Genomic DNA, 19,142 nt, shown 5'->3' on the forward strand with positions numbered 1-19,142 from the left:
GCGGTGCGATGCACGGCTGACGAGGTCTGGACGGCGGCGGGGTCGTTCGTGCTTTCATAGCACCATTGGGAGGGCGGTAAGGGCGCGGCTCGGCCCGCTGCCGCCCCGTACCGCGTCGGAAGGACTTCACATGACCGTGAACGACCGGCAACAGCCCGCCGGTGCCGCCGCACCGCTCCGCTCCCGCGCCTGGTTCGGGGACGGGGGCAAGAACGGCTTCATCACCCGGCACGCCCTGCGCGGCATGGGCCGCGGCGGACACAACTTCGACGGCCGCCCGGTCATCGGCATCTGCAACACCTACTCCGAACTGAACCCGTGCAACGGCCACCTCCAGCTCATCGCGGACGCCGTCAAGCGCGGCGTGCTCCAGGCCGGCGGCTTCCCGCTGGAATTCCCCGCGATGTCACTGGGCGAGCCGATCATGCGGCCGACCACCATGCTCTACCGCAACCTCGCCGCCATGGAGATCGAGGAGCAGATCCGCGCCAACCCGATGGACGCCGTCGTCCTGCTCACCGGCTGCGACAAGACCACCCCCGCCGCCCTCATGGGCGCCGCGAGCGCGGGCGTCCCCGCGATCGTCTTCACCGGCGGGCCCATGCTCAACGGCCGCTTCCGGGGCCGGCACGTCGGCTCCGGTACGGACGTGTGGCGGATGACCGAGGAGCTGCGCGCGGGCACCATCACCCAGGACGAGTTCACCGAGTTCGAGAGCTCCCTGAACCGCAGCGCGGGCCACTGCATGACCATGGGCACCGCCTCCACCATGGCCTGCCTCACCGAAGCACTCGGCATGATGGTCACGGGCGGCTCCGGACTGCCCGCCGTCGACTCCCGCCGCGGCACCCTCGCCGAGGAGACCGGCGTCCGCGCCGTCGCGCTGGCGGGCAGCGATCTCACCCCGCAGCGCATCATGACCCGCGCCGCCTTCGAGAACGCCATCCGCGTCAACGCCGCCATCGGCGGCTCCACCAACGCCGTCCTCCACCTCCTCGCCCTCGCCGGGCGCCTCGGCGTACCGCTGGCCCTGGACGACTTCGACCGGCTCGGCGCCGAACTCCCGCTGCTCATCGACCTGATGCCGTCCGGCCGCTTCCTGATGGAGGAGTTCGCCTACGCGGGCGGACTCCCGGCCCTCATCAACGACCTGCGGGACCATCTGCACCACGACACCGTCACGGTCACCGGGCGCAGCCTGGTCGACAACTGCGCCGGCGCCGAGGTGCACGACCGCGAGGTGATCCGCCCGCTCGACCGCCCCGTGCAGCCGGCCGGCAACGGCACGGCCGTACTGCGCGGCAACCTCGCCCCCGGCGGCGCCGTCGTCAAGCAGTCCGCCGCCGACCCGAAGCTGCTCAGCCACACCGGGCCCGCGCTGGTCTTCGACTCGCTGGAGGAGTACCTCGCCGTCGCCGAGGACCCGGACCTCGACGTCACCGCCGACACCGTCCTCGTCGTCCGCAACACCGGACCGAAGGGCTACCCCGGCATGCCCGAGGTCGGCAACGTGCAGCTGCCCAAGAAGCTGCTCGACGCGGGCGTCCGCGACATGGTGCGGATCTCCGACGCCCGGATGTCCGGCACCGCGTACGGGACGTGCGTCCTGCACGTCGCCCCCGAGGCGGCCGTCGGCGGCCCGCTCGCCCTCGTCCGCACCGGTGACCAGGTGCGCCTGGACGTCCCCGCGCGCCGGCTCGACGTACTGGTCGAGGACGCCGAACTGGAGCGCCGCCGGGCCGACTGGCAGCCGCGGCGGCCGCCCGCCGAACGCGGCTGGAGCTACCTCTACGACCGGCACGTCACCCAGGCGGACACCGGCGTCGACCTGGACTTCCTGCGCGGCGCCAGTGACTCCACCCCGCCCCGCCAGGCGTTCTGACCCCGCACCGGAGAGGGCCGCCGGAGGTGTGACAATCGGCGGGGCGGCAGCCGGCCGCCCCGTACCGACGCACACGAGCACCGATGTGCACGAGAGGACCGGGGAGCGGCGTGGAACTTCAGGGCCTGCACGGACAGGTGGTCGACCGCATCGGCCGGTCCCTCGCCGCGGACGAGATCCGCGCGGGAGAGGTCCTGCGCCTGGAGGACATCCAGGAACGGTACGGCGTCTCGCGCACGGTGGCGCGCGAGGCCGTCCGCGTGCTGGAGTCCCGGCGCGTGGTCACCAGCCGGCCCCGCGTGGGTATCACCGTGCGCCCGCTCGCCGAGTGGAACCTGTACGACCCGCAGATCATCCGCTGGCGGCTGGCCTCGCCCCGGCGCGAGGCCCAGCTGCGCGAGCTGGCCGAACTGCGGGCCGCCGTCGAACCGTCCGCCGCCGCGCTCGCCGCTTCCGGTGCGGCGTCCGCGGCCCGCGACGCGCTGACCGGGCACGCCGCCGCGATGGCGGACGCCGCCCGGGCCGGTGACCGCGCGGCCTTCGTCGCGGCGGACGCGGCCTTCCACCGCGCGCTGCTCACCGCGTCCGGCAACGGCATGTTCGCCCAGCTCGCCGAAGTGACCGAGGAGTTGCTGGTCGCCCGCCGGGACCTGGCCCTGATGCCGGCCGACCTCGACACCACCGCCGTCCGCCGCCACCAGGAGGTCGCCGAAGCGGTCGCCGAGGGCCGCCCCGCCGACGCCGCGCAGGCCGTCATGCGCATCGTCGACTCGGCACACGACGAGGTGGAACGGCTGCTGGCGGGCGGGGGAGGGTGCGCCTACCGGGGGTGATCCGGGCGGCGGCCGGGAGTCAGCAGCAGACAAGGGGAGCCAGCAGCAGACGAGAAGAGTCAGAAGTAGACGAGAAGAGTCAGAAGTAGACGATGCGCACGACCGTGACCGTCAGTACGCTCTCGCTCACGTAGTAGCGGATCACGACTCCCGCGACGGTCGCCTCCCGCCGCTCCCGCTCCTTGTCGATCGCCGCGGAGCCGTGTCCGTACGGATCGTCGGCGAGCCGGCGCATACCCGCGTCGAAGCGGGTCCGTAACGCGGTCTCCATGGCATCGCGGGCCTGGTCGGCCGGCGGCGCGTACTGCAGGCGACGGCGGCTCACGCCACCTCCGGCCGGCTGTCGTCGGCCGGCACGGCACCGATGTCCTCGCCGCGCTCCAGGCGCTCGAAGAGCTCCTGGTCCTCCCGGTCGGCGCCGGTGCCGCCCATGGCCCAGCGGGCCAGCCGGGCGGGCAGCTCGGCGGCCGGGACGTGCGGGATCTCCTGGTCGAACGCGCGCGCCTGCTCCTCGTCGAGGACGGCCCGGATACCGGCGATGGTGCCGGGCAGCTCCACCAGCTCTCCGCCGATCACCGTCTTCAGCGTTGCGTCCACGGCCGACCTCCTCGCGCGACCTTCCCGCGCCAGGGACCACCGTACGCCCATCGGGCCCGGTCGTGCCGTGCGTACCGGCAAGACCGCCGGCACCGGGAAGAGAAAGGGGCGTGGGCCCGCGGTGCGGGCCCACGCCGACGGAGTAGGCGGAGGCGAACGATCAGCACGGCTGATCGCCGTGCGGGCGCCCGGCCAGGGGCTACGGCACAGGCACTCAGCGCTGCGCCGTGATGCTCTCGGCCCAGTCGGCCATCTGGTCGTCGGTGAGATGACCGGCCAGATCGGCCTCGCTGATCATGCCGACCAGCCGTTTGTTCTGGATCACCGGGAGACGGCGGATCTGGTGTCCCCGCATCTCCTCCAGCACCTCGCTGACGTCGGCGTCCGCGTCGATCCAACGGGGCGTGCCCTTGGCCATCTCGTGCGCGGTGACCTGGGCCGGATCGTGTCCCATGGCCACGCAGCCGACCACGATGTCGCGGTCGGTGAGGATGCCGCACAGCCGCTCGTCCGCGTTGCTGATCGGCAGGGCGCCCACATCGAGCTCCCGCATCAGCTGCGCCGCGCGGTCCAGGGTCGCGTCCTCGGGGATCCACTGGGCGCCGGGGTGCATGATGTCTCCGGCAGTGGTCATGAAGGTACCTCCCATGCCGGACGGCCGGCGCGGCGCCGGGCGCGCCGCAGGTCCCGGCACTTCCATTCTGGTCACTGGTCACCGGCCCCGCATGTCCGCACGGGACGGTGCACCGGGGGACCGGGGGACCGGGGGACCGGGGGACCGGGGCGAGTACGTCCCCCGGTATCCGGGGGGGGCGGGTACGTCCCCTGGTATGGCGACGGGTGTACGTGGGCAGTGGTGACACTGTGTCTCACAGTGTCGGCCGGCCGACATCGGAGACCGGGCCGGCGGGCCGCCGTACCACCACGCCACCCAGACCCCGTGCACGGAGGCTGCGCGGCCCGCCGGTCACCCCTTCCACCGTGCCTTCCACCGTGTCCGCCCGTCAGGTCCCGCCGGGGCGGCCGGAATTCGCCGGGCGGACGGCCCCGCGTCGGGTACTCTTGGCGCCTCCAGTGATCGTGCTGGACCAGGACCGAGGAGGTGAGACCCATTTCCGCTGTGACAGGCCGGGTCCTCCCCGCTCGCATCCGCGCGGTCCCCGCGGCGCCCTCGCCGTAGCGACCGGAAGGGGAGGCGTGCCCGGCGTCCGCCAGGCACGTGAAAGGCTTCCCATGTCGCTCCCCGCTTCTCCCCGTATACGCTCCCTCCGTTCCGCCGCCGTCAGCCGCCTCCGGGAGACCGGTTCGGTCTTCGCCGAGGACGAGGCGGACCTGCTGCTCGCCACGGCCGGCAGCCCCGCCCAGCTCGACGCCATGGTGGAACGGCGCGCCGCCGGCCTGCCACTGGAACAGGTACTGGGCTGGGCGGAGTTCTGTGGCCTGCGGGTGACCGTGGCCCCCGGTGTCTTCGTGCCCCGCCGCCGCACCGAATTCCTCGCCGGGCAGGCCGTCGCGCTCGCCACCGCCGCGCTCGCGGACACCGCTGCCCCGGCCACCCGTCCGCTGGTGGTCGACCTGTGCTGCGGTTCCGGGGCGGTGGGGGCCGCGCTGGCCGCCGCCGTACCGGACCCCGGCGTGGAGCTGTACGCCGCGGACATCGACCCGGCCGCGGTCCGCTGCGCCCGCCGCAACATCCCCCGCACGGTCGGCGAGGTCCACGAGGGCGACCTGTTCGAAGCCCTCCCGGAAACGGTGCGCGGCCGCATCGACGTGCTCGTCGCCAACGTCCCCTACGTCCCCACGGACGAGGTCGGCCTGCTGCCGCCGGAGGCCCGGGAGCACGAGCCGCTGGCGGCCCTGGACGGCGGGGCCGACGGACTGGACATCCTGCGGCGGGTGACGGCCGCCGCGCCGTACTGGCTGGCGCCGGGCGGCCACCTCCTCGTCGAGACGAGCGAACGCCAGGCCCCGTCGGCGGCCGAGGTGTTCCGCCGCAGCGGCCTGGCGCCACGCGTGGTCTCCTCGGAGGAGGAGTACGCGACGGTCATCATCGGCACCGCCGCCGGCCGGCCCGCCCTTGCCCCGGGCGGCTGACGCGTGGTGAGGAACGGATCATGGCGGGAACCCTCCCAGCGGAAACCGGCCACCCGCACACGGGAGGGAGACGGACGGCGATGACCACGCACCGTTCCGCCGACACCAGCACAGCCGACGAGGAGCACGGGAGCACACCCAAGGACGACGGCAACACGGAGTACGGCAGAAAGTCCTTCAAGCGGTCCAGGAGTCACTTCGCCGACCGCGTCACCGCCGACGGCCGGGACGGCTGGCCCGTCGAGGCCGGCCGCTACCGCCTGGTGGCCAGCCGCGCCTGCCCCTGGGCCAGCCGCGCCCTGGTCTCCCGGCGGCTGCTCGGCCTGGAGGACGCGCTGTCGCTCGCCGTCGTCGACCCGATCCAGGACGACCGCAGCTGGCGCTTCACCCTGGACCCGGACGGCCGCGACCCGGTACTGGGCATCCGCTACCTCAGTGAGGCGTACGACGCGCGCGAGACCGGTTACCCCGGTGGCGTCAGCGTGCCCGCCGTCGTGGACGTGCCCAGCGGGAAGCTCGTGACCAACGACTTCCAGCAGATCACCCTCGACCTCGCGACCGAGTGGACCGCGCTGCACCGGCCGGGCGCGCCCGATCTGTACCCGGAGCCGCTGCGCGACGAGATCGACGAGGTCATGGACGGCGTCTACCGGGACGTCAACAACGGTGTGTACCGGGCCGGCTTCGCGACCGGGCAGCGCGAGTACGAGGAGGCGTACGAGGACGTCTTCCGGCGCCTGGAGTACTTGTCCTGGCGGCTGTCCGACCGCCGCTACCTGGTCGGGGACACCATCACCGAGGCGGACATCCGGCTCTTCACCACGCTGGTGCGGTTCGACGCCGTCTACCACGGCCACTTCAAGTGCAACCGGTACAAGCTGGCCGAGGACCCGGTGCTCTGGGCGTACGTGCGCGACCTGTACCAGACGCCCGGGTTCGGGGACACCGTCGACTTCGACCACATCAAGCGGCACTACTACCAGGTGCACACGGGGATCAACCCGACGCAGGTCGTGCCCCGCGGCCCCGACCTCGCCGGCTGGCTGACCCCGCACCACCGCGAGCAGCTGGGCGGCCGGCCCTTCGGCGACGGCACGCCTCCGGGGCCGGTGCCGCCGGGGGAGGAGGTCCCGCGCGCCGGGCGTCCCTGAAGCACGGTTCTCAGGAAGGCACGGCGCTCAGGGGGCACGGTCCTCAGGCGTCGTCGGCGGCGTACACGCGTACGCCGCCGACATACGTCTGCAGGACCCGTGTCGCGGCGATGTCCCCGGCAGGGTCCTCGAAGGGGTCGCGGTCGAGGACGGCGAGGACGGCGAGGACGGCGAGGACGGCGAGGTGGCCGGCCCGGACCGTGCCGGTGTCGTCGAGGTGGTTCACGTAGGCGCTGCCTGCGGTGTACGCGGCGAGCGCGGCGCCGAGGCCGAGGCGCTGCTCGGGGAGGAAGGCCGGGCTGTCGGGACCGGCGTCCGGCCGGCGGCGGTGGACGGTGGTGTGCAGTGCGGCCATCGGGTCGGGACTGCTGACCGGCCAGTCGCTGCCGGCGGCGAGCGTGGCGCCGGAGCGGAGCAGGTCGCCGAAGGGGTACTGGAGGGCGGCCCGTTCGGCGCCGAGGAACGGAATGGTGAGGTCGTCCATCTGCGGCTCATGGGCGGCCCAGAGCGCCTGGATGTTGGCGGTGGCGCCGAGCCGGCGGAAGCGGGGCACGTCGTCGGGGTGGACGATCTGGAGGTGGGCGAGGTGCGGGCGGTTGTCGGTCCAGCCGTTGGCCGCGCGCGCCGCCGCGACGGCGTCGAGGGATTCGCGGACGGCGCGGTCGCCCAGCGCGTGGAAGTGCACCTGGAAGCCGTGCGCGTCGAGCTCGGTGACGTAACGGCGCAGCGCTTCCGGCTCGATGAAGGAGATGCCGCTGTTGTCGGAGGCGCAGCCGCAGGCGGTGAGGTAGGCCGCCGGTGAGGACGAGGTCGGCGGGGTGCGAATGCGGCATGAGCGGGCTCCTGGATCAGCGCTACCGGCGCAGGCTCCGGTGCGGCGGGCCTCACCCGGTCAGCGGTGCAGTGCGGCGCGCAGTGCGGAGTACGCCGCGCCGTTCGCCTCGGCGGCGGCGGGCAGCGCGTCCGCCATGCCGAAGAACCCGTGGAAGACCCCGTCGTAGCGCCGGACGTCCACCGCGACGCCCGCCTCCCGCAGGCGTCGGGAGGGGCGCCGCCGTCGGCCCGCCCGCCCAGGTACTGCTGCCAGTACCAGCGCAGATGGTCGGCGGTGACGAAGTACCCGTGGGCGTTCTCCCGGTAGGACGGGGTGTTCTGGGCGGGGTCGGGCATCGGGTAGACCAGCAGCTGGAAGACGGGCATCGGGCCGCCCCGGTCCCGGGCCATCAGCGGGAGCACCGCGGCGAGGTTGCCGCCCGCGCTGTCGCCGGCCACCGCGATGCGGCCGGGGGCGCCGCCCACCTCAGGGGCGTGTGCGGCGGCCCAGCTCAGCACCGCGTAGGCGTCCTCGGCGGCGGCCGGGAACCGGTGCTCGGGTGCCCGCCGGTAGTCCACGGAGACGACCAGCGCCCCGGTGGCGTTGGCCGCCTCCCGGCACATCCGGTCGTGCGAGTCCAGGTCACAGATCACGAAGCCGCCGCCGTGGCAGAACACGACCACGGGCAGCGGAGTGCCGTCGGGGACGCGCGGCCAGTACAGGCGTACCGGCGGGACCTCGGGGGCGCCGGCCGGGCCGGGCAGCCGCCGGTCCTCGACCCGGGCCACCGGAACGGGCGCCGCTGAGGGGGCGGCTGGGCCGCGAGGATGCGGCGTGCCTCGGCCGCGTCCAGCACCTCCGTGCCCAGGCGAGGGAAGTGCGCCTCGGTCAGGTCGATGATCGCTTTGGCCACGGGGTCCAACGGCACGTGTGCTCTCACCTCGTCGCGGTCGAGCCGGCAGCAAGCTGGCGAAGTATGACGATGAGAAATACGCCTAGGCGAAATGTCAATGCCGCCGGAGCCGCGACGGAGACGTCAGTCGGCCTTCTCGCCGCGCCCGGGCCGGTCAGCGCCGGATGCCGGCTCCTCGGCCGCGCGTACCGTCGCGGCCACCTCGTCGAGGTCACGCAGCGCCGATTCGGCGAACTCGCGCTCGGCCTCGTAGTACTTCTCCGACCACCGCAGGACGAGCTCGGTGTACGCCCAGGACTGCTCCTTGGCGGAACCCTCGGCCGTGGCACGGGCCCGGCGGCTCATCTTCTCGGCGTACGCGCGGTGTTGCTCGAGGACGCCGCGCAGCTGGTCCGGCTCCGTCATGTGGCCGAGCCACAGCCGCAGCATCACACCGTGCTTGAGTACGGGAGGCTCCACCGGGGCCTCGCTCACCCACCGGGCGGCGGCCTCCTTGCCGCTCGGGGTGATGCTGTACATCCGCTTGCCGCGGACTCCGTCCTCCTGGGACACCGTCCGGGACGTGACGTAACCGTGCTTCTCCAGGCGCTTGAGCTCGCCGTAGACCTGGCTGGCCGACGGGCTCCAGTAGAAGAACTGCAGGCTCGCATCGGCCCACTTCTTCAGGTCGTACCCGGACAGCTCCTCGCCGAAGGAGAGCAGCCCCAGTACGGCCCAGCTGGTGGGCGGCAGTTCAGCGGGGTCGAAGGGTGCGGTGGACTCGGTCACGGGCGTGAGTATAGGACCGGTGCCGCAGGTGAGCGGCGGTGCGTCGAGGGCGCGGAATACCCCGGGGCCGGCCGGGGCTGACCTGATCATGAACGAGATACTCGTGACCGGCGCGACCGGCAACGTCGGCGGACAGGTCGTCCGGCAGCTCCTGGCCGACGGCGCCACCGTGCGCGCACTGGCACGCAACCCCGCAACGGCCGCACTGCCGGACGGCGCCGAGGTCGTGGCCGGAGACCTGTCCGCGCCGGACACGCTGGCGGGAGCACTGGCCGGGAGCGACGCCGTGTTCCTCGTCTGGCCCTTCCTGACGACCGAGGGCGCCCCCGCCGTGCTGGACGCCGTCGCCCGCCACGCCCGCCGCGTCGTCCACCTCTCCTCGTCGGGAGTGCGCGAGGACGCCGGACGGCAGACCGACCCGATCAACCAGCTCCACGCCGACATGGAGCGGCTGGTGCAGCGGTCCGGCCTGGAATGGACGGTGCTGCGCGCGGACACCATCGCCTCCAACGCACGCGGCTGGGCCGGACAGATCCGCAGCACGCGTGTCGTCCGCGGTCCCGGCATCGCGGCCACCGCGGTGGTCCACGAGCGGGACGTCGCGGCAGTGGCGGCGCGAGCGCTGCTCGACGACGGCCACGCGGGGGCGACGTACGTGCTGACCGGACCGGAGGTGCTGAGCAGGACCGACCAGGTCCGGCTCATCGGGGAGGCGACCGGCCTCCCGGCGCGCTTCGAGCCGGTTCCGGTGCAGGTCGCGCGGGAGCAGATGCTCGCCGACGGCAGGCCGCCCGCTCTCGTGGAAGCCCTGCTGGCGAGCGCGGAGACGCGGCCCGCATCACACGTGATCACCTCGACGGTGGAAGACCTCACCGGGGCGCCGGCGCGTACGTTCCGGTCCTGGGCGGAGGAGCACGCGGACGAATTCCGCTAGGCCCGCCGGGCGTCAGTTCCGCTGGGTCCGCCGGGTGTCAGCCGGTTCCGCTTCCGGTGCGGGGCCGTCGCGGGCCGCGCGGCGCAGTTCGGTCTTGAGGACCTTGCCGCTCGCGTTGCACGGGAGTTCCGGTACGAGGTGGAAGCGGCGTGGCACCGTGAAGTTGGCGAGGCGCTCCCGGGCCCAGGCGGTGAGGGCTGCCGGGGTGGGCGGCTCCTGCGCGTGGACGGGGACGACGAAGGCGACACCGACCTCGCCGAGCCGCTCGTCCGGGGCTCCCACGACGGCGACCTCGGCGATGCCGGGGTGTGCGCCGAGGGCGTTCTCCACCTCCGCCGGGTAGGCGTTGAAGCGCCGACGACGTACATGTCCTTGAGCCGGTCGATGAGGGACAGGTAGCCGTGCTCGTCCAGTACGCCGACGTCACCGGTGTGCAGCCAGCCGCCGTCGGGGTCGACGGCGCGCGCGGTGGCCTCGGGGCCTCGAGGTAGCCGGCCATGACGTGATAGCCGCGGGAGACCACCTCGCCGGGCCGGCCGGGGGCAGCACCCGTCCGTCCGGTGCGACGATTCGCCGGCGCGACGGCCTGGACGCCGAGGAACGGGCCGACGAGATTCACCTGGAGCAGCCGCTGCAGGTTCTCCTCGGTCTCCTCCTCGATCGGCGCGGTGCGCCACAGGGCCGCGTTCTTCACCAGTGCGTTGATCCGGCCGAAGGTGTCCAGCGCTGCCGTGACGACCCGCTGCCGGCCGGCCGCTCCGGTCACGTCGTGCGGGACGAACAGGCTGGCCGATCCGGATGCGGAAGGTCTTCGCGGCCACCCAGGAGAGGCAGGCCTCGGAGGCGCTCATGTGCGCGTACTGCGTCAGTGAGTGGTGCTCGACCGCCCAGATCCGGTCAAAGCCCATTGGCTCGGCGTACACCGCCTGTTCGACGCAGTCCCGGATCACCTGGCGCTCGTTGCCGGGGGACGGGTCGGCCATCTGGGCCTCGAAGATCACCAGAACTATGGAGGGCGGGGGAAGGTGCGAGGGGGGCGGCGACGTACCGAAAACACGGACGGGTCACGGCCGTTGGTCCGGCCGTGACCCGTGTGATGGGAAAGGGGGAGGGGAGTCAGATCCCGCAGGGGCAGGGGCAGGAGCAGGAGCAGTCGCACCCGCAGCCGCGCTGTTCCGGCTGGAGCAGGCGGGCGATGCCTGCACGGAGATGGGTGTGCAGCGCGGCGTCCGAAGCGGAGTCCAGTGCCGGGGTGCGGAACGCCTTCCGCATCAGGCTCGTGCCGAGGAGCCACGCGGCGAGCAGTTCGGCGCGCAGCTCCGCGTCGGGCCCCTCCAGGCGTTCGGCGAACCGGCCCGAGAAGACCTCGGCCACCTTGTCGCGGAAGTGCCGGACGGCGTCCTCGCGGCTGGAGGAGCGCAGCACGGACAGCACCGGGTGCGGTACCTCCTCGTCCGGCGGGCCGCTGGTGACGAAGTCGCAGACCCAGCCGGCGACCTCGTCGAGCGGCACCTCCAGCAGCGGGTCGAAGATCGCGGTGTCCATGGACGCCGCGGCGAACAGGGCTTCCTTGGAGCCGAAATAGCGGTACACCAGGGCGGCGTCCACCCCGGCGTCCTTGGCGATGTCCCGGATGCTGGCGCCGTCGTAGCCGTACCTGCCGAAGCGCAGGGACGCCGCCGTCATCAGGGCGCTGCGCGTCCCGGCCGCACTGTGTTTGCGCGCCCGCGCGGGCTGCTCGCCGGTCTCCGCCTTCGCCTTCGCTGTCGATCCGTCCACGTGTTCGTACCTTCTTCGGCTCGTCGTTCAGCAGCACATGGTCCTGGATCCGGACCGTGTCCGGAAGTCATCGGTCGTTGTCATCAATCGTTGACCGCCTGTGGGGCGCGTGTCATAAGGTCGGCCTCAGACGATCATTCGAAAAGGTGATTATCAGTGACTGAGAGACGCGTCGCCGTCATCGGTACCGGTTACGTAGGGCTGACCACCGGGGCCTGCCTGGCCTCGCTCGGGCACCGGGTGGTGTGCGCGGACGCCGACCCGGGCAAGGTCGAGCGGCTCCGCCGGGCCGAGGTCGACATCCTGGAACCGGGGCTGCCGGAACTCGTCGAGGAGGGGCTGGAATCGGACCGCCTCGCGTTCGTGGGCGACACCCCGGCCGCCGTCCGCGACGCCGACGTGGTCTTCCTGTGCCTGCCGACGCCGATGGGCGCGGGCGGCGCGGCCGACCTGGCCGCCGTCGAGGCCGTCGCCGGTGAGATCCGTACCGAGCTGCCGCACGGCGCGGTCGTCGTCAACAAGTCGACGGTGCCGGTGGGCACGTCGGAACGGGTCGCCGCGCTGCTCGGCCGGCCGGACGTGACCGTGGTCAGCAACCCGGAGTTCCTCCGCGAGGGCCGCGCCGTGCACGACTTCCTGCACCCGGACCGCATCGTGGTCGGGGGAGCGGAGGCCGAGGCCGCGCGGCGGGTCGCCGAGCTGTACGCCGACCTGGAAGCGCCGCTGGTGGTCACCGACGCCGCCAGCGCCGAACTCGCCAAGTACGCGGCGAACTTCTTCCTCGCCATGAAGCTGTCCTTCGCCAACAACCTGGCGACGCTGTGCGAGCGCTTCGGCGCCGACATCGGCGACGTGACCGCGGGCATCGGCCACGATCCGCGCATCGGCAGCGCCTTCCTCCAGCCCGGACCCGGCTGGGGCGGCTCCTGCCTGCCCAAGGACACCCACGCCCTGCTGTCCGTCTGCGAGGCGGCCGGGATCGACTTCCCGCTGCTGCGCGCCACCATCGAGACCAACGTCGAGCACCAGCGGCGCCTCGTCGAGCGCGTCGCGGCACAGTCCTCACGCGGCGACGGCTCGCTGGCGGGCGTGCGGCTGGCCCTGTACGGCCTGGCCTTCAAGGCCGGCACCTCCGACCTGCGGGACTCGCCGGCGCTGGCCATCGCGCGGCAGCTGCGGGAGCGCGGCGCCGAGCTGTACGCCTACGACCCCGCACTGTGCGAGACCCGGCCCGACCTCAGCGACCTGCTCACCCTCACCGACGACCCGCTGGCCGCCGCGGACGGGGCCGACGCCTGCCTCGTGCTCACCGAGTGGCCGGAGTTCCTGGAACTGGACTGGGACAAGGTCGCCGAACGCCTCGACGGCCGCATCGTCCACGACTTCCGCAACTTCCTCGACCAGGACCGGCTGGACCGCGCCGGGCTCGTCCGGCAGAGCATCGGCAGCCCGTACACGATGGCGGGCTGACCACCGCAGCGCGCCCGGCCCCCACCCCACGACAGACCGACCCGAAAGGTCTCTTGATGCGAGTCCTGTGCACCACCATCGGCAGTCCCTCACACGGACGCGCCCAGCTGCCCCTGCTGCGGGCCCTCGCCGCCGCCGGACACGAGGTACGGGTGGCGACCACCGAGGAGGTCGCGCCGCTCTTCCGCGATGACGACCTCACCGTCATCACCTGCATGCCGACCTTCACGCCGCAGCTGTTCATGGACGAGGAGTTCGACCTGGGCGGGGACGCGCCCGGCGCCGGGGCCGGGGAGCCCGACCCCGAGCAGCAGCAGGCCGCCATGATGCGCTTCATGGTCCAGGTGCTCTCCGGGCCGATGGCCAGGAAGCTCCGGGAGATCATGCTGCCCCTGGTCCGCGAGTTCGCACCCCAGCTCATCCTGCGCGACGGCATGGACCTCGGCTCGGTGCTCATCGCCGAAGAACTGGGCATCCCCCAGCTGCCCACCCCCTCCGGATCCAGCAACATGCTGAACCCGGAGGAGATCCACCCCGGCCTCAACACGCTGCGCGAAGAGTTCGGGCTGCCCGCCCAGGAGAGCCCGCTGTCGGTCGTCCCGCACGGGCGCATCGACTACGTGCCGGCCTCCTTCTCCTTCGCCCGGCACCTGCCAGGACCCTGGTCGTACCGGCAGACGGTGGAGGTCGACCGGAGCTCCGTCCTGCCCCCGTGGGTCGCCGAGCTGCCCACCGACCGGCCGCTGGTGTGGGCCGCCATCGGCACGGCGCTGCCGATGCTCCAGCAGCGGAAGGAGCAGGGCGAGGAGCAGCCCCCGGAGCTGCCGTTCGAGTTCCCGGACCCCGTCAAGACGCTGCAGAGCATCGTCGAGGCGGCGGCGAAGCTGGACGAGTGCACCGTGGTCGTCGCGACCTCGGGCATACCGGTGGACACCACGGAGCTGCCCCCGCACGTCCACCTCACCGAGCGGCTGCCGCAGCCGCTGCTGCTGGAGTGCGTCGACCTGTTCCTCACCCACGGCGGCTTCAACAGCATCCGTGAGGCGATGCGTACCGGTACGCCGCTGGCGGTGCTGCCGCAGTTCGGCGACCAGGGCCCCAACGCGCAGCGCGTCGAGGAGCTGGGGCTCGGCCGGGAGATCACCGACCGCACCCCGGACGGCATCGCCGCGGTCTGCCGCGCGGTGCTGGCCGACTCCGGTGCCGCCGCCACGGCCCGCCGGGCACGGCTGGCGATGCTGACCCTGCCGGAGATCGAGCACGCGGTGGCCGACCTGGAGAGGCTCGTCGGAGACCACGCGTGAGTTCTTCGGACGCGCTCCGCAAGCAGGAGCCGCGGCCCGCGGACGGACCGGCCGACGAGGCCGGTCCGCCCGCGCGGCTGTCGCACCGCGAGGTCGTCATCGTCCTGTCCGGCCTGATGCTCGGGATGTTCCTCGGCGCGCTGGACCAGACCGTGGTCTCCTCAGCGCTCCGCACCATCGCCGACGACCTGCACGGACTCACCGCCCAGGCCTGGGTGACCACGGCTTACCTCGTCACCGGCACCATCGCCACCCCGCTGTACGGCAAGCTGTCCGACATCCACGGCCGGCGGCCGGTCTACCTCGTCGCGATCGTGCTCTTCGCCGCCGGATCACTGCTGTGCGGCTGCGCCGCGTCCATCCACCAGCTCGCCGTGTTCCGGGCGGTCCAGGGGCTGGGCGGCGGCGGACTGATGTCCCTCGCCATGACCGTGATCGCGGATATCACCTCGCCGCGCGAACGGGGCCGTTACCAGGGCTGGTTCATGGCCGTCTTCGCCGGGTCCAGCATCGTCGGGCCCGTCGTCGGCGGCGTCTTCGCGGGCAGCGGCAGCCTGCTCGGCATCACCGGCTGGCGCTGGATCTTCCTGGTCAACGTGCCGCTGGCCGCGCTCGCCCTCGCCGTCATCACGCGCGTGCTGCGCCGGGTGCCGCACCGGCCGGTACGGCACCGACTGGACTACGGCGGCGCCCTGACCCTGGCCCTCGGCGTCGTCCCCCTGCTCGTCGTCGCCGAGCAGGGCCGCAGCTGGGGCTGGGCCTCACCGCCGGCCCTCGCCCTGTACGTCACCGGCGCGGCCGGACTCGCCGCCTTCGTACTGATCGAGCGGCGCATGGGCGAGGCGGCGCTGCTGCCGCTCCGCCTCTTCCGCGTCCGCAGCTTCCGCCTCGGCACGCTCCTCCACTTCATCGTCGGCATCGGCATGTTCGGTGCGATGACGACGCTGCCGCTGTACCTCCAGCTCGCCCAGGGCATGAGCCCGATGGCGGCGGGCCTGGCGATGCTGCCCACCACGGTCGCCAACGTCGCCGTCACCCTCACCGTCGGCCGGCTGATCTCCCGTACCGGACGCCTGAAGGTGCACCTGGTGACGGGCGTCGGCTGCTTCACCGCCGCCATGCTCGTCTACGCCACGCTCCAGGCCGACAGCCCGCTCTGGTACGTCGCGATCGGCATGCTCTTCATGGGTGCGGGACTGGGCGCGGCGATGCAGACCATGACCACGCTGGCCCAGTCCGAGGTGCCCCGTACGGACATGGGCGCCGCGACCGCCTCGGTGAACTTCTTCCGCTCCAACGGCGGCACGGTCGGCGCCGCCGCGTTCCTGTCGGTCCTCTTCTCGCTGGCCGGCTCGCGGATCGGCGAACGGCTCGACGAGGCGTTCCGCCACCCGGCCCTGCGCCGACTGGCCGAGGAGCCCGACAACGCCCGCGCGCTGAGCGGCGTACTGCGCCCGCACGGCGGCCTCGACCTGGAGGACTCCGCCTTCCTCCACACCCTGGACCCGCGCCTGGCGCTGCCCTTCCTGGAGGGCTACGTCGCCGCCATGCGCGTCGTCTTCCTGACGGGCGCGGCGGTGACCCTGCTCGCTTTCGTGATCGCGGCCTGGCGCGTCCCGAACCTCGAACTGTCCGACGAGTGACGGAGCGGTAGGCTCCTCTGCCGGTCCGGCCGGACCGGCCGGCAGAGGATGGGGGAGACGATGGGAACGCCGTTCGCCGTGGAGATCACCGTGCGCGGGTACGAGACCGATGCGCAGGGGCACCTCAACTCCAGCGTGTACATGCAGTACGCCGAGCACGCCCGGTGGTCCTTGCTCCAGGCGGCCGGCATCCGCCAGTCCGACCTGCTCGACCAGGGCGTCGGCCCGGTGAACCTGGAGACCACCGTGCGGTTCCGGCGTGAGCTGCGCGCCGGGGACGAGGTGACGGTGGACTGCGCATTCGTCTGGGGCGAGGGGAAGACCTACCGGATCGAGCAGCGGATCGTGCGGGCCGACGGCGAGGTGGCCGCCGAGGTGGCCAGTGTGTGCGGCGTGCTGGACCTTGCGGACCGGCGGCTCGTGGGGGATCCGGCGCGGGTCTTCCGCTCGGCTGCCGAGGACCTGAGTCTGTTCGACTTCTGACACGCCACGGCCGCCTCTGTCGCAACCCTTGACCCGTCCGTCACCAGATTTTAACGTCCATTCACCTTCTGAATTCAGGGCGGGCGATGGAGCCTGCCCGTTGCCGAAAAGGTGAACTCATGCAGGGGATGCGACGACGCACGCTTCTGAGTGCGGCCGGCGGGACGGCCGTTGCCGGCGGGCTCCTCGGGGCGGGGAGCGCGCAGGCCGCCGCTCCGGCCGCAGGAGGGACGGCCGCCGCGGCGGACGGCCCCCGCGCCTCGGGACCGTACGACCGGAAGATCAGGGAACTGCTGGGCCGGATGACCGTCGACGAGAAGTTCGGCCAGCTTCAGCAGCTGCCCTGGACCTGGGACACCGGGCCCGGCGGCGGCGAGACCAAGGCGGTCGAGGACGCCGCCCGCAAGGGCATGCTCGGCTCCGTCTTCAGCATCTTCGGCGCGAAGACCACCAACGCACTGCAGAAGATCGCCGTGGAGGAGTCCCGGCTCGGCATCCCGCTGGTCTTCGGCCTCGACGTGATCCACGGCATGTGGACCAACTTCCCGGTCCCGCTCGGCCAGGCGGCGAGCTTCGACCCGGAGGTCACCGCGTCGGACGCCGAGGTCTCCGCCAAGGAAGCCCGCTCCAACGGCGTGCACTGGACCTTCGCGCCCATGATGGACGTCACCCACGAGCCGCGCTGGGGCCGCATCGCGGAGGGCTGCGGCGAGGACCCGTACCTCACCTCGCACTTCGCCGCGGCCAAGGTACGGGCGTACCAGGGCGGCGACGGCAAGGACCGCAGGCGCGACAGCCTCAAGGACAAGGACCGGCTGGCCGCCTGCGCCAAGCACTTCGTCGCGTACGGCGGAGCGGAGGGCGGCCGCGACTACAACACGGTCGACGTCTCCGAGTCCCGGCTGCGCAACCTCTACCTGCCGCCGTTCAAGGCCGCGCTGGACGCCGGCGCGGTGACCGTGATGGCGTCCTTCAACACCATCAGCGGCGTCCCCGCGCACGGCAACACCCACACCCTCACCGAGATCCTCAAGCGGGAGTGGGGCTTCGACGGGCTGGTGGTCAGTGACTTCACCGGCGTCCAGGAGCTGATCGCGCACGGCTTCGCCGAGGACGGCGCGGACGCGGCGCGGCTGTCGCTGAACGCCGGCGTCGACATGGAGATGACCAGCACCCACTTCGTCGAGAACGGCAAGAAGCTGCTGCGCGCCGGGAAGATCGAGCAGAGCCGGCTGGACGACGCCGTCTACCGTGTGCTGCAGCTGAAGTTCCAGCTCGGCCTCTTCGACCGCCCGTACGTCGAGCAGCGGGACGAGATCGCGGAGCCGTCCGCCGCGGCCCGCAAGGCGGCCCGTGCGGCAGCGGCCCGTTCCATGGTGCTGCTCAAGAACGAGAAGTCGGTGCTGCCGCTGTCGGCCAAGGCCTCCTCGATCGCGGTGGTCGGCCCGTTCGCGGACTCGGGCGATCTCCTGGGCACCTGGGTGATCCCGGCCTCGCAGAAGAAGTTCCCCGCCGTGAAGGTGCTGGACGCGGTGAAGAAAGCCGCCCCGCAGGCGAAGGTCACGTACGCGCAGGGCGTGGACGCCGAGGGCGAGGACACCAGCGGCATCGCCGAGGCGGCCGCCGCCGCCAAGGCCGCCGACGTGACCGTGGTCGTGGTCGGCGAACCCCCGTCGATCAGCGGCGAGGCGGCGGCCCGCAGCGACATCTCGCTGCCGGGCGCGCAGGAGAAGCTGATCGAGGCGGTCGCGGCCACCGGCAGACCGTTCGTGGTGGTGCTCGTCAACGGCCGCCCGCTGACCGTGGGCAGCTGGCTGGACAAGGCCCCCGCCGTGCTGGAGGCCTGGCACCCGGGCACCGAGGCCGGGCACGCGATCGCGGACGTCCTCTTCGGCACCGTGAATCCCGGCGGGAAGCTCCCGGTCTCCTTCCCCCGTACGGTCGGCCAGATCCCGATCCACTACAACCACGAGTCCACGGGACGCCCGTACGACCCGGACAACAAGTACACCTCGAAGTACCTTGACCTGCCCGACGGGCCGCAGTTCCCGTTCGGCTTCGGACTCAGTTACACGGACTTCGCCCTGGGCGAGCCGAAGCTCAGCCGTTCACGCGTCGCGGCGCAGGCCCTGCGCAAGGGCGACACGCTGGAGGTCTCCGTCTCCGTGCGGAACACCGGGAAGCGGGCCGGTGACGAGGTCGTGCAGCTGTACGTCCACGACAAGGCCGCCTCCCTCACCCAGCCGGTACGCAAGCTCCGCGGCTTCCGCCGGGTGACCCTGGAGCCGGGCGGGCACACCACCGTGCGCTTCCGTCTCGGGGCCGAGGACCTGGGCTTCTGGACCAACGACACCCGGGGCCGGTTCACGCTGGAGCCGGGCGCCTTCGATCTCTACGTGGGCACCAGCTCGGCCGCCGATGCCAAGGTCGAGCTGACGGTGACCTGACCTGACCGGCCGCCCGCTCCCGGCTCCCGC

At 72.5% G+C, this 19,142-nt stretch carries 17 protein-coding genes and 4 pseudogenes; 10 read left to right on the forward strand and 11 right to left on the reverse strand.

The genetic code is table 11. The annotated features are described in order from the left end of the window. Window positions 1-130 precede the first annotated feature (130 nt). Window positions 131-1,882, forward strand: coding sequence for an IlvD/Edd family dehydratase (locus tag AAC944_RS34510; protein ID WP_037772028.1), 1,752 nt, complete (start codon window positions 131-133; stop codon window positions 1,880-1,882). A gap of 110 nt (window positions 1,883-1,992) precedes the next feature. Then, window positions 1,993-2,715 carry a FadR/GntR family transcriptional regulator gene (locus AAC944_RS34515; RefSeq protein WP_030613458.1) on the forward strand — a complete coding sequence of 241 codons (723 nt, stop codon included), beginning with the start codon at window positions 1,993-1,995 and terminating at the stop codon, window positions 2,713-2,715. Window positions 2,716-2,794: 79 nt separating this feature from the next. On the opposite strand, the gene AAC944_RS34520 is transcribed toward AAC944_RS34515, so the two are convergent. The 3 genes from AAC944_RS34520 to AAC944_RS34530 all read right to left on the reverse strand — a co-directional run bounded on the left by AAC944_RS34520 (window position 2,795) and on the right by AAC944_RS34530 (window position 3,946). Continuing rightward, the gene (locus AAC944_RS34520; RefSeq protein WP_051871712.1) at window positions 2,795-2,986 is read right to left on the reverse strand and encodes a hypothetical protein; all 192 of its coding nucleotides are present in this window, start codon (window positions 2,984-2,986) and stop codon (window positions 2,795-2,797) included. A gap of 50 nt (window positions 2,987-3,036) precedes the next feature. Further along, window positions 3,037-3,312, reverse strand: coding sequence for a hypothetical protein (locus AAC944_RS34525; protein ID WP_051871686.1), 276 nt, complete (start codon window positions 3,310-3,312; stop codon window positions 3,037-3,039). A gap of 214 nt (window positions 3,313-3,526) precedes the next feature. Next, the gene (locus tag AAC944_RS34530; RefSeq protein ID WP_030613467.1) at window positions 3,527-3,946 is read right to left on the reverse strand and encodes a CBS domain-containing protein; all 420 of its coding nucleotides are present in this window, start codon (window positions 3,944-3,946) and stop codon (window positions 3,527-3,529) included. 599 nt (window positions 3,947-4,545) lie between these two features. On the opposite strand from AAC944_RS34530, the gene AAC944_RS34535 reads away from it, so the two are divergent. Together AAC944_RS34535 and AAC944_RS34540 are read left to right on the forward strand one after the other, a co-directional pair. Beyond that, a complete protein-coding gene (locus tag AAC944_RS34535) occupies window positions 4,546-5,406 on the forward strand; it encodes a putative protein N(5)-glutamine methyltransferase (RefSeq protein WP_030613470.1) in 861 nt (286 codons plus the stop codon). Between the two features lie 80 nt (window positions 5,407-5,486). Continuing rightward, entirely contained in the window at window positions 5,487-6,557 is a 1,071-nt protein-coding gene (locus AAC944_RS34540; RefSeq protein WP_030613473.1) for a glutathione S-transferase family protein, read from the forward strand. 43 nt (window positions 6,558-6,600) lie between these two features. Here AAC944_RS34540 and AAC944_RS34545 read toward each other — a convergent pair. From AAC944_RS34545 to AAC944_RS34560, 4 genes and pseudogenes are all read right to left on the reverse strand, one after another. Beyond that, window positions 6,601-7,350: pseudogene (locus tag AAC944_RS34545) on the reverse strand (amidohydrolase family protein); the annotation flags it as partial. A 99-nt stretch (window positions 7,351-7,449) separates the two neighbouring features. Continuing rightward, window positions 7,450-7,572 (reverse strand): hypothetical protein, encoded by a 123-nt coding sequence (locus AAC944_RS34550; RefSeq protein ID WP_368396655.1) that lies wholly within the window; start codon window positions 7,570-7,572, stop codon window positions 7,450-7,452. Between the two features lie 101 nt (window positions 7,573-7,673). Next, a pseudogene (locus tag AAC944_RS34555) lies at window positions 7,674-8,159 on the reverse strand (alpha/beta hydrolase); the annotation flags it as partial. A 248-nt stretch (window positions 8,160-8,407) separates the two neighbouring features. Further along, complete coding sequence (locus AAC944_RS34560) at window positions 8,408-9,052, reverse strand: helix-turn-helix transcriptional regulator (RefSeq protein ID WP_030613479.1); 645 nt, start codon at window positions 9,050-9,052, stop codon at window positions 8,408-8,410. An 88-nt stretch (window positions 9,053-9,140) separates the two neighbouring features. On the opposite strand from AAC944_RS34560, the gene AAC944_RS34565 reads away from it, so the two are divergent. Then, the gene (locus AAC944_RS34565) at window positions 9,141-9,986 is read left to right on the forward strand and encodes an NAD(P)H-binding protein (protein ID WP_030613481.1); all 846 of its coding nucleotides are present in this window, start codon (window positions 9,141-9,143) and stop codon (window positions 9,984-9,986) included. A gap of 12 nt (window positions 9,987-9,998) precedes the next feature. On the opposite strand, the gene AAC944_RS34570 is transcribed toward AAC944_RS34565, so the two are convergent. From AAC944_RS34570 to AAC944_RS34585, 4 genes and pseudogenes are all read right to left on the reverse strand, one after another. Further along, window positions 9,999-10,316: an AMP-binding enzyme gene (locus AAC944_RS34570; protein ID WP_030613483.1), complete on the reverse strand. Its 318-nt coding sequence runs from the start codon at window positions 10,314-10,316 to the stop codon at window positions 9,999-10,001. 229 nt (window positions 10,317-10,545) lie between these two features. Next, a pseudogene (locus AAC944_RS34575) lies at window positions 10,546-10,752 on the reverse strand (SDR family oxidoreductase); the annotation flags it as partial. Between the two features lie 13 nt (window positions 10,753-10,765). Then, window positions 10,766-10,969 (reverse strand): annotated as a pseudogene (locus tag AAC944_RS34580) (LLM class flavin-dependent oxidoreductase); the annotation flags it as partial. Window positions 10,970-11,102: 133 nt separating this feature from the next. Continuing rightward, window positions 11,103-11,765 carry a TetR/AcrR family transcriptional regulator gene (locus AAC944_RS34585; protein WP_051871687.1) on the reverse strand — a complete coding sequence of 221 codons (663 nt, stop codon included), beginning with the start codon at window positions 11,763-11,765 and terminating at the stop codon, window positions 11,103-11,105. A 156-nt stretch (window positions 11,766-11,921) separates the two neighbouring features. Between AAC944_RS34585 and AAC944_RS34590 the strand changes: the two genes are divergently transcribed. From AAC944_RS34590 to AAC944_RS34610, 5 genes are all read left to right on the forward strand, one after another. After that, window positions 11,922-13,235, forward strand: coding sequence for a UDP-glucose dehydrogenase family protein (locus AAC944_RS34590; protein WP_030613485.1), 1,314 nt, complete (start codon window positions 11,922-11,924; stop codon window positions 13,233-13,235). A gap of 56 nt (window positions 13,236-13,291) precedes the next feature. Continuing rightward, entirely contained in the window at window positions 13,292-14,539 is a 1,248-nt protein-coding gene (locus AAC944_RS34595; RefSeq protein ID WP_030613486.1) for a glycosyltransferase, read from the forward strand. Then, window positions 14,536-16,182, forward strand: coding sequence for an MDR family MFS transporter (locus AAC944_RS34600; RefSeq protein ID WP_368396656.1), 1,647 nt, complete (start codon window positions 14,536-14,538; stop codon window positions 16,180-16,182). Before AAC944_RS34595 ends, AAC944_RS34600 begins: the two co-directional genes overlap by 4 nt. A 60-nt stretch (window positions 16,183-16,242) precedes the next feature. After that, window positions 16,243-16,665, forward strand: a complete 423-nt coding sequence (locus AAC944_RS34605) for an acyl-CoA thioesterase (RefSeq protein WP_030613491.1) — start codon at window positions 16,243-16,245, stop codon at window positions 16,663-16,665. A 119-nt stretch (window positions 16,666-16,784) separates the two neighbouring features. Next, complete coding sequence (locus AAC944_RS34610) at window positions 16,785-19,112, forward strand: glycoside hydrolase family 3 N-terminal domain-containing protein (protein WP_030613493.1); 2,328 nt, start codon at window positions 16,785-16,787, stop codon at window positions 19,110-19,112. The last annotated feature ends 30 nt before the right edge of the window (window positions 19,113-19,142 follow it).

Source organism: Streptomyces sclerotialus (assembly GCF_040907265.1).
GTDB classification, from domain to species: Bacteria; Actinomycetota; Actinomycetes; order Streptomycetales; family Streptomycetaceae; genus Streptomyces; species Streptomyces sclerotialus.